At 42.2% G+C, this 13811-nt stretch carries 10 protein-coding genes; 9 read left to right on the forward strand and 1 reads right to left on the reverse strand.

Annotated elements, in window-relative coordinates; translation table 11 throughout:
* Positions 1-756: 756 nt before the first annotated feature.
* The 9 genes from L1267_RS10330 (at position 757) to L1267_RS10370 (ending at position 10530) form a co-directional block, all read left to right on the forward strand.
* On the forward strand, positions 757-2067 hold the full coding sequence (locus L1267_RS10330) for a hypothetical protein (protein WP_235382760.1): 1311 nt from the start codon (positions 757-759) through the stop codon (positions 2065-2067).
* 16 nt (positions 2068-2083) lie between these two features.
* Complete coding sequence (locus tag L1267_RS10335) at positions 2084-3460, forward strand: SH3 domain-containing protein (protein ID WP_235382761.1); 1377 nt, start codon at positions 2084-2086, stop codon at positions 3458-3460.
* Positions 3461-3468: 8 nt separating this feature from the next.
* The gene (locus L1267_RS10340) at positions 3469-4581 is read left to right on the forward strand and encodes a dipeptide epimerase (protein WP_235382762.1); all 1113 of its coding nucleotides are present in this window, start codon (positions 3469-3471) and stop codon (positions 4579-4581) included.
* Positions 4578-5327: a L,D-transpeptidase family protein gene (locus tag L1267_RS10345; protein ID WP_235382763.1), complete on the forward strand. Its 750-nt coding sequence runs from the start codon at positions 4578-4580 to the stop codon at positions 5325-5327. Before L1267_RS10340 ends, L1267_RS10345 begins: the two co-directional genes overlap by 4 nt.
* Positions 5328-5407: 80 nt before the next feature.
* On the forward strand, positions 5408-6976 hold the full coding sequence (locus tag L1267_RS10350; protein ID WP_235382764.1) for a sodium:solute symporter: 1569 nt from the start codon (positions 5408-5410) through the stop codon (positions 6974-6976).
* Complete coding sequence (locus tag L1267_RS10355) at positions 6977-7888, forward strand: BadF/BadG/BcrA/BcrD ATPase family protein (RefSeq protein ID WP_138558663.1); 912 nt, start codon at positions 6977-6979, stop codon at positions 7886-7888.
* A complete protein-coding gene (murQ, locus tag L1267_RS10360; RefSeq protein ID WP_135925862.1) occupies positions 7878-8813 on the forward strand; it encodes an N-acetylmuramic acid 6-phosphate etherase in 936 nt (311 codons plus the stop codon). Before L1267_RS10355 ends, murQ begins: the two co-directional genes overlap by 11 nt.
* Before the next feature lie 17 nt (positions 8814-8830).
* Positions 8831-9991 (forward strand): exo-beta-N-acetylmuramidase NamZ family protein, encoded by a 1161-nt coding sequence (locus L1267_RS10365; protein ID WP_442960558.1) that lies wholly within the window; start codon positions 8831-8833, stop codon positions 9989-9991.
* A gap of 101 nt (positions 9992-10092) precedes the next feature.
* Entirely contained in the window at positions 10093-10530 is a 438-nt protein-coding gene (locus tag L1267_RS10370) for an energy transducer TonB (protein ID WP_235382766.1), read from the forward strand.
* Between the two features lie 58 nt (positions 10531-10588).
* On the opposite strand, the gene L1267_RS10375 is transcribed toward L1267_RS10370, so the two are convergent.
* The gene (locus L1267_RS10375) at positions 10589-13609 is read right to left on the reverse strand and encodes a carboxypeptidase regulatory-like domain-containing protein (RefSeq protein ID WP_235382767.1); all 3021 of its coding nucleotides are present in this window, start codon (positions 13607-13609) and stop codon (positions 10589-10591) included.
* Positions 13610-13811 lie beyond the last annotated feature (202 nt).

Genomic DNA, 13811 nt, shown 5'->3' on the forward strand with positions numbered 1-13811 from the left:
GTTTTAGGAGAGACTTCAGTTGCGAATAAACACAACGTTTTATTGCGTTCATTTCTCTTAGAACGACTTTGAACCACGCAGCCGGAGGTTCACTGTTTCAAAATACGTCCCGCGTCCGCCACTTTCTCTCAAGTAGAGCTAAGTGAATCAAACCGACGAAAGTCGGTTTTTTTGTGCCTGCAATTCGCATAGGATTGGTTTTAGGAGAGGCTTCAGTTGCGAATAAACACAACGTTTTATTGCGTTCATTTCTCTTAGAACGACTTTGAACCACGCAGCCGGAGGTTCACTGTTTCAAAATACGTCCCGCGTCCGCCACTTTCTTCTTGAAAGTGACATAAACCGACGCAAGTCGGTTTTTTTGTGCCTGAAATTCGCGTAGAAGCTTGAATGCTCAATATAAACTTGATGCAATAATTTTATATCGCGTTCATTTCTCTTAGAGCAACTTTGAACCGCGCAGCCTAAGGTTCACTGTTTCAAAATACGTCCCGCGTCCGCCATATTATTTTTTTATATCCCGCGTTTAATAGCAATTCACAACAATAGACCAGTTAATTAAGCGTATCGGTATAAGTAGCTTCAAATGACACTAGCAAAAAGTGCATGGTAAGTTTGCTCGTTTCACTTTGTACCTTTTTACTTTCATATTTTCTTGATATTTAGCAATAAATCCCAGTTAACTTGCTTCACGGTCAAATTGTGTTAGATTTAATAAAATATTCCAAAAATAATAACTAATGGGAATTTTAGTTTATGAATACTAAAGCTGCATTTCAAAAGCGGCTAGCTTTATCATGTGGTTTTTTATTGCTAGCGGGTTGCCAAACAAGTGCAAGTAAGGTTGTTTTGTCTGATGAAGAGTACTTTGATAGGGTCATGCTAGCCCCTGCAATTCTTCCTGCTGATTTAACAAATACTGGTTGTTTAAATTTAAATAATGATGATGATGCAAAAGACTATAAAACAGCATCGCAGGTGAATTATCAACAAGCAGATTGGCAATCTCGCGTGGCTGCTGACTGGCTGTACTTTGCAGATCCTCTGCAACCAGGCAAGTTGTTATTGATAGATTATCAGGTTAAGGGTGGGCAACTTGCTTACCGTTATTTAAGTGATGGTAGTCACAATGAGCTGTATGAACCTTGGAGCTCATCAAAAATTCAAGCATTTACTGGCGCGTTATCAAGAGTGAGGCAAGCTCACCCTGAGCTAGGTGCAACTGCCTTTGCAGGAGATACAGCACTGGCTGATTTGATCAGCAGTATTAATAGCTACGAAGCATTTGGTAAAGCCGATGGTAATTCAAATGCTATTGCCAGTTATTTTGTTAATGTGGCAGGGCGAGAATACTTACGTGGGCTTTTTAATGAGGGCTGGCTGAAACTGCAGGATCAACGTTTGTTGTTTAACGGTGCATATGGCTCAGAGCAGTTTGCCCCATCAGACGACTATTGGCATAACCCGATAAATAAAGAGTTTGCTGCAAAGATAGACCGTTACACTGCAAGCAGTGATGATCCCGGTTATTTACGGTATCGTTGTGATAGTTGTGGTTTGACGGGTAATAAAGCAATGACCACACTTGCTCAAGCTGAATGGTTAAAGCGCCTAGTAAGTCATCAACGTGAGCCAATTACGCAAATGCCTAATTTACAAAGTAGTGATGTAGATGTGCTACTTAACGGCACAGGACATACCGATCAACAAGCTAAGGTTGGCGGTATGATGGTGGGTATAAGCCACATTGTTACAAATGCATTGGCAAATGTTATTGCGCCAAATGATAGCCGCTCTGCAAAAGAAGTGCTCGACACTGCAACTAATGGACAATGGCGTGTTTGGCAAAAAATAGGCTGGGGTCCAAGTGAAACGCGCTCAACCACAGAAACAGTGATGCTTGCACATGTGTGTTTAGGAAATTATCAAGGTGGTCGTGAGTTTACTTTTAGTGTGCAGCAGTCAATAGGCGGAGCTGACGAAGCCAATTTGCCAAAAGTCGGTAAGCAAATGCAGCAAAAGTTGCAGCATGCGTTTACAAAATTATTAGATTCACGCATTCAATAAGAATTAAGGAACAGCTATGCGTCGTTCAATTATCGCGTTATCAATTAGCTTAGGTGTAGCCTTTTGTGCACCTATTCATGCTGAGGGCTGGCAATCAGATGTTATTGCGGTTACTCAGTCGCAACTTTCGCCCAATTACTGGTTAGCGAAAGGTGCATCGGCAAAAATGATCATGACAGAGGCGCAAATTACAGCCTTTAACGAAAAACTGATTAAAGAAAATAAATACATTGTTGATCCACTGTCATTTCAAACTACATTGAGTAAAGAGGAATTAACAAGCGCGATTCACTCTGCAAGCTCTATCCCTAAAAGCCCGCGTTTTTTTACTGATGGTAGACAGTTAACCGCCAAAGACTTCGCCAAATATCAAGCTAACCTAAACCTTAATAAAGTGGCCAGTAGTAACAAGGTTCGTTTTGGTATGGTTGTTAAGCGAACTGCTCTGCGCACTTTTCCAACCTGGGACCGAGTATTAAATAGTGGTCTTGATCAAGACTTAGATCGCTTTCAAGAAAGCGGCATGTTCCCAGGTGAAGCTGTTGCTGTATTGCATCAAAGTGCAGATAAAAAATGGCTATTAGTTCGTGCTTACAACTATTTAGCATGGACACCTAGTGAAGATATCGCTTTTGCTGACGCTGATGAAATTAAAGCTTATCGAGAGCAAGATAACTTTTTGGTTGTAACCGGCGCAAAGGTAAATACCGCCTATGTGCCTAACGACACTGCAAGCTCAGAAGTCCAACTAGATATGGGTGTGCGTTTACCTTTGCTTGATAACGAACAAGTACCTAATTTGCTCAATGGTCAAAACACGTATGCAAGCCATGTTGTTCAGCTGCCCACCCGCAATGAGCAAGGCCAGCTTGTTATAAAACCGGCGATGATCAGTAAAACCGCCGACGTAAATTTAGGTTACTTAGAATACAACGAGCAAAACCTAATAAAACAAGGTTTTAAGTTTTTAGGTGAACGTTATGGCTGGGGACATGATTACAATGGCCGTGACTGTACAGGCTTTGTAGGCGAAATTTATAAAAGTTTTGGCTTATTAATGCCACGTAATTCAGGCCAGCAAGGCAGTAGTGAATACGGACAAAATAATCGCTTTGATAAAAATACGACCGCAGACGCAAAATTACCGGTGGTTAAAAATATGGCGATTGGCGATCTTATTTATATTCCAGGTCACGTGATGATGTATTTAGGAGAGCACCAAGGCGAGCCGTATGTTATTCATGATGTGAAAGGCTTAGGCTATAACAAAGGCGATGGCAGCTTTTATAGTAGTGCGCTTAATGGCGTATCGGTTACCCCCTTGTTACCCCTGCGATTATCTCAAGAAACAAGTTACCTAGACCGTGTTTATAACATTAAGCGTATTCGATAGAGGCCTGTATGAAAATTAAAGCAGTTCGTTTTGCGAAACTTAAAGTGCCTTTGGTCACGCCATTTAAAACAGCGCTTAGAGAAGTGAGTTTTATTGAAGACCTAGTGGTTTTAATAGACACCGAATGTGGTCAAGTCGGTTATGGCTCGGCTGCTGCAACTCCCGTTATCACAGGTGATACACATCAAGGCATGATAGCGGTGATTCAGCAGTTTATTGCTCCTAAACTGATAGGGCATGAAATCGAAAACATCAACCAGCTTACTCACATTATTCAATCAACGGTGATTGGTAATAGCAGCGCAAAAGCGGCTTTAGAATTAGCGGTTTACGACTTGTGGGGCAAACTCTACAGAGCGCCTTTATATAAGTTACTTGGTGGTGGTAAGTCAGAGTTAAAGACTGATATTACCATCAGCGTAGATAACATAGATAAAATGCTTAATGACTGTCAGCGAGCGGTTGAGCAAGGTTTTGATGTATTAAAAATAAAAATCGGCAATAACCTTAATCAAGATATTGAACGTGTAAAAGCAATTCACGCAGGGTTTGCCGCTAAGGCGCAGTTACGTTTAGATGTAAACCAAGGGTGGAATGCCAAACAAACAGTGTTTGCACTGCAACAACTTGAGCAAGCAGGTGTGGTGTTAGAGTTGGTTGAGCAGCCAGTAAAAAGCAGTGATATTCAAGGGCTCAAATATATTACTGAGCGAGTGAACACTCCGATCATGGCCGATGAAAGCGCCTTTTCACCTAAGCAAGTAATACAACTTTTAGAGCTTGGCGCAGTTGATATTATCAATATTAAACTAATGAAAACGGGCGGTTTAAGTCGAGCAATTGAGATTGCTAATATCACTGCCCAATACCAAGCAGAGTGTATGATTGGCTGTATGTTAGAGGGCAGTATTGCTGTAGCAGGTGCAGCGCATTTAGCTTCAGCCAAAGCGCAACAAATAAGCAAAATAGACCTCGACGGCCCTGCGCTTGGTCAATACGACCCGGTTCAAGGTGGGGTTGTATTTAACGGTCCACAAATTAACTTATCGGATGCCCCAGGTCTTGGCATTGAGTCAATAAACGGTCTAGAACTAATAACAAACGGAGTATGGCCAGCATGAAAAAACTAGTCAGTATTATTGCAGCTATGAGTTTAACCGCTTGTGCAAGCGTAGAATCACCTAAACCAGTCATTGATAACAGTCATCAGCAGCTCGTGGTGGTGGTCGCTAATGACAGTGATGCTATTGATGCCATGTTGTATCGCTTTGAAAAAAATGCTGGTAGCTGGCAACAACAAGGCCAGCAGCATGCTGTGGTGCTTGGCCGCACTGGTCTTGCTTGGGGGGTAGGACTACATCCGCCACAACCTGGACAGCAAAAACAAGAGGGTGATGGTAAAGCGCCTGCGGGCATTTTTGAGTTAGGTACAGCATTCGGTTATTTAGATTCACTGCAAACAAACCTTAACTATCAAGCAATGACTGCTAACGACTATTGTATCGATGTGAAAGGCTCACCTTTTTATAACCAACTAGTTGATAAGGCGGTTGTTGGTGAAGAGGCGGTAAAGGATTCTTCGGAGTGGATGCGCCGAGACATTTATAGCCAAGATAATCTTTATAAAAAAGGCATTGTTGTTAAGCATAACCCAAGCAATATTGATGGCGCGGGCAGCTGTATCTTCATGCATTTGTGGCGAGCACCTAGTAAACCAACTGCGGGTTGTACAGCGATGACTGAAAGCGATATGGACACATTACTAGCCTGGCTTGATGAGCGTAAAAAGCCATTGCTGGTAAGCCTGACCAAAGCGCAATATCAGCAAAAACAAAGTCAGTGGCAATTACCTAGCCTAGGTAACTAAAAATAATAAAATAAAAGTATTTTAATTTTGTCATAATAATGGAATAATATATTCCATTAAGGTTTGGGTTAGGATAATAAATGAGTGCAAATTACGCTTTACTCGATTGGCTAGTATTCGCAGGCTACGCGGCAATTTTGTTGTTAAGTGGTTGGTGGTTTAATCGCAAACGTGCTAACTCAAGCCAAGATTTTTTTCTAGGCGGAAATAGCATGCCAACGTGGATGGTTGCGATATCTGTTCTGGCTACTTCGCAGTCAGCTGCCACTTTTATTGGTGGACCAGATCAAGGCTATCAAGGAGACTTTTCTTATATTGCTACCAATATTGGTGCCTTTATTGCGGCGTTTATTGTTTCTGCATTCTTAATTCCAAAGTTTTATCAGCAAAAAGTTTATACGGTCTATGAGTTATTAGAAAAACGCATTGGTCCTAAAGCAAAGCGACGCAGCGGCTTGATGTATTTATTTGGCCGAGTGTTTGCAAGTGGTGCTCGTTTATATATGGCAGCGATTGCTGTTGCGATGATTTTATACGGAAATATCGATGCAGACAGTGTGGTTGTAGCCACTCTAGTGCTGGCACTAGCAGGTTTGTTGTATACCTTTTTGGGCGGGATCCGCAGCGTTATTTATTCTGATGTATTGCAAAGCATTGTCTATGTGAGTGCGGCTATTGCGGTTATTTGGAGCTTGCTGAGCGTTATTCCAGCCGATTTTTCAACCATTATTGCAACCTTAAATGAACCAAGCCCAGGGGCAGACTCAAAGCTGGCATTGTTTAAGTTTGATTTAGACTTTGGCCCGTCAGGGGTGTTCAACATGGCCTCTGTTCTAACTGGTTTTGTGTTATTAAATATTGCCGCGTTTGGTCTTGACCAAGATATGACACAACGTTTGTTAACCTGTAAAAGCCCTAAAGAGGGCAGTAAAGCTTTACTACTTTCAGTGGTCATGGTGATCCCGGTTATGGCTATTTTTATCTTTATTGGTTTACTGCTTTACATCGTTTATCAGCAACCAGCATTAATGAATAGCGAAGCTGGGCAAGCGGTTGTTCAAGAGTTTAACGGTGAAAAAATCACTATCTTTATGTACTACGTATTAAACGAAGTACCAGCGGGAGTGAAAGGCTTAGTGAGTGTCGGTATTATTGCTGCCGCTATTTCTACTTTGAACTCTGGGCTTAGTTCGATGTCTTCAGTCATCGTGCAAGATTTATATCGCCCATATTTAGAGAAAGCCAATAAGCAAGTGAGCGATCAGCACTTTGTTAAAGCAGGTCGTGTTGGTATGGCGCTGGTAAGTCTTGCTTTAGCGCTAATGGCTATCCTTTGTTATTTCTGGCAGCAGTATAGCGATATGCCATTATTAAAATTTGCTCTAAGCGTAATGGTCTTTTCCTACAGTGGTTTATTAGGGGTGTACTTTACAACTTTATTTACCAAGCGTGGCAGTGAAGGGTCAGTATTAGCTGCCTTAATTACAGGATTTATGGTGACCCTATTCATGCAACCTTACATGATTGATTGGTTACTGCCTGAATCTATGCGCTTTTACTTAGGGTTTACGTGGCAATTATGTATTGGCACCTTGCTTGCCACATTAGTGTGCTGTATAGGAAAAGCAAGCAATGAGGCAACGGCATAAATGGCGCCATCATATATTTTAGCCATCGATGGCGGTGGCACTAAGGTGGTAGCTGAGCTTAAAGAGCTGGCAACGGGTAAGCAATTTCGCGCTCAGGCTGGCTCTGCATCACTGTCGAATGATCTTGATTTAGCAGTTGAAAACATTGTTAAAGTGACGCGCGAGGTGTGCGAACAAAGCAATGCTAAGCCTAGCGATATGGTTACCGTTATGGGGCTTGCTGGTGGTTCGTCAGTAAGCCTTGCTGAGCAAGTTAAAGTAATGCTCAAGCTTATTTATGAAATCGAATTTGCTTACTTAGAGATTACAAGTGATGCGACGACTTCACTGTATGGGGCAAATTTAGGTGCTCCTTGCGTTGTCGTAGCTCTTGGTACGGGAGCTGTCGGGGCACGATTAACGGCTCAAAATCAAATTAAATTGGTTGGGGGTTGGGGGTTCACTGTTGATGACTTTGGTGGTGGTGCCCGCATTGGCCTTATGGCTGTACAGCATTTATTAAACGATATAGATAGTTTTGATTTACCAAAAAGCCCTTTAACGATTCGCTTGAGTGAGCAGCTAGGATGTACTCGTCAAGCAATTAGTGATTGGCTTAAACTTGCTAAACCCGCAGATTACGCAGCATTTAGTCCGTTGGTGTTTAGCTTACAAGATGAATGTAAGGTGGCAAAAAGTGTTTTGGCAGAACACACACAGTCAGTGGTTGAGTTAATTAGCAAAAGCAGAGGCAACTCACCTTTACCGGTAATTTTAATAGGTGGTCTTGCGAAGGTGAGCCAACCATTATTACCACAGGCCTTACAAAATGAACTATCTCCTTGTAAGGGAGATTCTTTAACTGGCGCCTCAATTTTAGCGGCAAAGCATTATTATGACATTATTGAAGAAGGACAACCCAATGAGCCCTGAGCACGTATTTAAGCAACAACGTGAATTACTCGAAGAGTTAAATGGCATTGTCTCAGAAGGACAAAACCCTGACACTTTGGATATTGACTTGCTCAGCACTACTGAGATCCTCACTAAAATCAATAATGAAGATCATAAAGTGGCTGCGGCAGTAAAACTTGTTATTCCGCAAATAAGTGCTGCGGTTGATCACATTGTAGAAGCGTTTCAGCAAGGCGGTAGGTTGATTTACATTGGTGCTGGCACCAGCGGTCGCTTAGGTATTTTGGATGCGGTTGAATGTGCTCCTACTTACAGTGTGAATGATCAGCAAGTGCAAGGAATTATCGCAGGAGGTGATACGGCCTTTAAAAAGGCTGTTGAAGGCGCTGAAGATAGCACGACCTTAGCTATTGAAGATTTAAAAAATGCCAACTTAACGAGCCGCGACGTTGTTGTCGGCATAGCTGCCAGTGGGCGCACACCTTATGTGTGCTCTGCAATTGAATATGCAAAATCAATAGGTTGTGTAACTGTAGGTGTGACTTGTAATCCTAATTCAGCGGTCATGTGTTTACCACAAATTGGCATTTGTCCGGTGGTCGGAGCTGAAGCTGTAACAGGCTCAACCCGAATGAAATCGGGCACAGCACAAAAGCTTGTATTAAACATGTTAAGTACCGCCAGCATGATACGCACAGGCAAAGTGTATAAAAATTTAATGGTCGATGTGAATGCCAGCAATGAAAAGTTGCATGCCCGCGCTATACGTATCGTGATGCAAGCGACTGATTGTACGCAGCAGCAAGCAGTTGATGCGTTAAAGCAAGCAGAGCAAAGTGCCAAACTAGCTATTTTAATTGTACTAACAGGAAAATCGGCAGTTGATGCTAAAGAGCTTCTATCCAAAGCTGATGGTTTTTTACGTAAAGCGGTGGAGGAATAATGCGCTTTTTAGTTGTTATGATTATCAGTTGTTTATCACTTTTAGGCTGTAAAGAGACTCCACAACAAGTCTCTGAAAACACCTTGCCATTGCAAGTTGGTGCTGCAAATTACGACGCTTATATACCAGCCATTAAAGGTAAACGCGTTGGTTTAGTGGTTAATCAAACTTCAGAGATTAATGGTCAGCATTTAGTTGATTTATTGCTCGATAGAGGAGTTAAGGTAAGTAAAATATTTGCACCTGAGCATGGCTTTCGCGGCGATCATGATGCAGGCGCACATGTAAAAAGTACTGTTGATGCAAAAACAGGCATTGATGTTGTTTCTATTTATGGCAGCAATAAAAAGCCAACTCCTGAAGTACTTGCTGATCTCGATGTCATTATATTTGATATTCAAGATGTTGGTGTGCGCTTTTACACGTACATCAGCTCAATGCACTACATGATGGAAGCGGCAGCTGAGAATGATAAGTCATTTATCGTATTAGACAGACCTAACCCGAATATTGCTTATGTTGATGGGCCTATCCTTGATCCACAATTTCGTTCGTTTGTTGGTATGCATGAAATTCCTGTTTTACATGGTATGACAGTGGCTGAACTGGCTCAAATGATTAAAGGTGAGGGATGGATAAACAATGCAGATAAACTTAATTTAACAGTGGTTCCCGTTGCTAATTATGAGCGCACAATGAGCTATGAGTTACCGGTAAAACCAAGCCCTAACTTACCTAATGCTCAATCGATTCAGTTGTACCCATCACTTTGTTTCTTTGAGGCAACGCCTATTACCATTGGCCGTGGTACGGATTTTCCGTTTCAAGTTGTGGGCTATTCGCCAATAAAACTAGGGGAGTTTAGTTTTACCCCTCGTGCAATTGAAGGCGCATCAATGAACCCTAAATTCAAAGAGATTGAAGTTTTTGGTCAAGATTTACGAGATGCTGATATTCATGGTCTAGATTTAAGTTTATTTATTTCAGCCTATCAAAAGCTAACTGCGAATAATCAAGAATTTTTTGAACGCGCTGGCTTCATGGATAAACTTGCGGGTACTGATAAATTGCGTTTAGCCATTGAAGCAGGTCAAACTGAGCAGCAAATTAAGCAAAGCTGGCAAGCTGACTTAAGTACTTTTAAACGAAAGCGAGCCCCGTATTTGCTTTATCAATAATAGCTAGGTAACTAGAAAATAAGAACGAGGCGCTTGCCTCGTTTTTTTATATCCATAAAAAGCTGTGTTATATTCAGGGGCTTGATTTATAAGGATATACCATGAAGACTTATTTCAGTTTAAGCATTGCTGCTTTCGCTTTACTAGCTGGCTGCTCACAACTCCCCAACACCTCAACAAGTAACTCAACCGATGCGCTTGATCTACGTGATAATAAAAACGCAGCAGAGCAGCTGTGGATACTAAAACATGCAACAAAGCCTATCTATCCCAAAGCTGCTTTAATTGCCAAACAGACGGGCTGTGCGCGCTTTGTTATAACTATTGATAATCAGGGCAATACGATTGATATCCGTTTTGTCGAGAGCTTCCCTGAAGGGCTATTTATCGATGTGTCGCGAGAGTCGCTTAAAAGTTGGCAGTGGCAGGCAAGTACAAGTAACAGCGAGTCGCAAGCGATTATTCGCACTGTGCAGCTCGACTACTTTATGAAAGAAGCGGTTAATATAGATGCAGCAAAAGCATTTTGTACAATTTAAGTCTGTTCTTGAGACATAAAAAAGGGCCGCAATAGCGGCCCCAACAGGATTGATTAACTTAGAACTTGAAGTTAAACGACAGCTGCACACGACGTGGGCTGTAGTAATTACGATACTCACCAAAGGTTTCTGACGATACATATGGGTTATTGTTATAACCTGTTTGACGGTCAAATACGTTGAAGATATCAGCACGGAATTGTAGTTCCATGTCACCTGAGAACTTAAAGTCTTGGGTGTAGTTTAAATCAAGCTGCCAATGGCTAGGGCTACGACGGCTACCTGCAGGTTCGCCATAACGTGCTGTACCACTTGAGTAGCCATAGATTGAACCATCCCATGCTTCCCAAGGTTTACCCGACTGGAATACAAAGTATGCACCGATGTTCGCATCCCATGGCACAGTGTAGTAACCATACACTTTTACTTTATGCGGTTTATCACCTGATAGTGTGCCGTATTTGTAATCCCAAGGGTAACGACCGCGGCCATCACCATAGTTCGATGAACCAATGAAGGTATTCGCATCTGTTGTTGCTGTGGTGTTATCTTGGTCGAAGTTACCGTAGTAATGACTCCAAACATAAGAAGCATTGATGTAACTGTTTTCACCTAAGTATTCAGCTTCGATGCTCGCTTCCCAATATTTAGTCTCACCACCATCTACTTCGGCAATAACATATGATGAACCGCCGATCTCATCACGGATCGCATCAAGGTTATCTACGTATAAGCCTTTATCAGCGATATGTTGTGGCACGCCTTCAGCATCAACGCCAGAGTAGTCAGTTAAGCGCGCATTATTTGGCATATCTTCCCAGAAATGCGACGCTTTACGGTGACGAACATGAGCACGTAATACTAAATCAGAACCCACATATTTAGTGGTGCCAAGAGTAAACTCTTTGATTTGACGAGGCGTTAAATCATCAGCAAATACTTTACCAGATGAACCTTGACGCGGCTCTGCGTAAATTACGTTACCCGCTTCATCAAATTCAACTTCGATTTCGGCACGGGTATTACGGTCCCAAGAGGCTGCACGCGCTAATGAGCTTGCTTCAGGGTTATACATTGAGAAGTTAGCAAATACAGAGTCTTGATCTGCATAATTCCAATTCACACCTAAACGAGGCTGGATCATGTCTGACCAATCTGTTTGGTACATTTTGTACTTTTCGCCAGGTGCTAATTCATAACCAGAGAGGGTACCAGATGCTGATTTAAGACCTTGACCATACCAAGTATCGCGGCTCACAAGCACACCCACATTGTAAGTCCAATCACCTACTTCAATGGTGTCGTTGATTTCGAAGTTCAGCGTTTCCATTTCTGAGTTAATAGCAGAAACCGCATCTCCACCTGCTACTAAGCTCATTTGTTGCACGCGAGCACGGTAAATAACCGGTGCTGAGCTGCCTTCTTCTAAGCTCTCGTCGAGGCCGCCAACATAAGAGATGCTACCCCAACCATTTGAAAGACGAGACAGTACTTCTTTACCTTCTTTCCATTCGCCACCTACATGTAACGTGTGGTAACTATCGCCCCAGCTAAATTCATGCTCTAGATTTAACTCAAAGCTATCACGGTAGAAGTCGATATTATCGTATTGGTAATACGCACCAACACCGCCGCCACCTCGCATTTGTCCATCTTCGGTGTAACCATATTGCGCAATGAGTGGTGCAGCGCCTGCATTATATGCAGCAATTTGCTCTGCTGTGTAGTTATCATCAGCATCTAATAAGCTTGGTACACTGAAGTAACCCATTTCAGCGAGATTGCTGATGTCTAGTTGACCCGTTAACGATGGCACTACAGATAGCTCTGTATCAGGTGTGGTACCAGACTCAAGTTCAAATTTACTGTATTGGAATGAAAGAGTTGTTGCGTCACCTAAAATCCATGAACCATCCAAAGTAAAGATATCTTGATCGGCTTTATCACCTGCAGAAACACTGTCTGTTTCGTAAGCGCCAACAGAGCGACCTTCGATGGTTTTTTCTGAGGTACGCTGTGAAATATTAATTAAAATATCGTCAGTAGGTGCCCAAGTTAACTTACCAAAGTATTCATCTCGGACATTTTTATAGTCTTTTACTTCACCATAGGCTGTATCTTTATTAGTACGTGTTTCTTCAGGGCGATAATAAGAAGTGTAGAAGTATAAAGTGTCTTCAATAAGCGGGCCGCCTAAACTTGCGGTTAACCAACTTTTATCAAGCTCATAGCTTTCTTGACCTGTTGGAGTCGCCACTAAGCTCTTAGGTTGAACTTTGTATTCAACATTACCGTGGAATTCGTCAGTACCTGATTTTGATACGGTGTTAATTGAGAAACCACCTGAGCGGTTAAAGCCAACGGCTTTTGCACCACCGCGATCCATAGTAACGTAGGCAACGTCATGGGTTGATGGCTCTGATGCTAAGTTACCAAACATAGGGAGTGAAACATCAACACCGTCAAAGCCGTACGAGTTATCAACACCCGAACCACCTGCTGATGGACCAAGGGTTGCGTTTTCAGATAGCTCAACACCCGGAACAAGTTTTAATAGGTCACGGTAATCTTGACCAACTGGCACGCTATTGATTGCTTCTTCACCTAATGAGTTAGTGAGTGCAGATTTACCTTCGCGGAATAACTTACTGCCGGTAACCGTGATAACCTCAACGTTTTCGTTAGCACCACCCATAGTGACGTTTAAGCTTGATGTTTGCTCAAGTAAAACGTCGACAGTCATGGTTTGCGTTACACCGTTTTTATCGGTGAAAGTCAGTTCATAAGTACCGGGCTTTAACTGCGGTAAGTCATAACTACCATCTTCACGCGTAACAACGGTACGAGGTTTTGGCATCACGTTACTCTTTGCAGTTACTGTGATCCCAGCCAATGACTGCTGTGTTGCTGGTGATGATACTTTACCTTTAATACCACCGGTTAGATTTGCAAAGGCTGGTGCGCTGGCTAGAGCCGCGGCCATAACAACGCCGGTAAAGGCTGTTTTCTTTGCACGAAGTGCATTGCTTGTCGCTTTGGCTATATAGCTAATTGCGAGTGTGGATGCATGTTGTTTCATTGTTTCCCGTCCTTATATTTATATGCTTTGTTGGACTGCTTACCCAGTTGAGACTTATGAACTTTAATATTATGTTGCCCACATATTAAACAGGTGTTATTTACTATGGTCAAGAATATTTTTTTATTAACGTACCTTTTTTTAGGAATAAAATATATAACATGTTTTAGGTAAAGTTCAGCAATCGCTCGCTTTAGCGGGG

The organism is Pseudoalteromonas sp. OFAV1, from assembly GCF_021532595.1.
Lineage (GTDB): Bacteria > Pseudomonadota > Gammaproteobacteria > Enterobacterales > Alteromonadaceae > Pseudoalteromonas > Pseudoalteromonas lipolytica_C.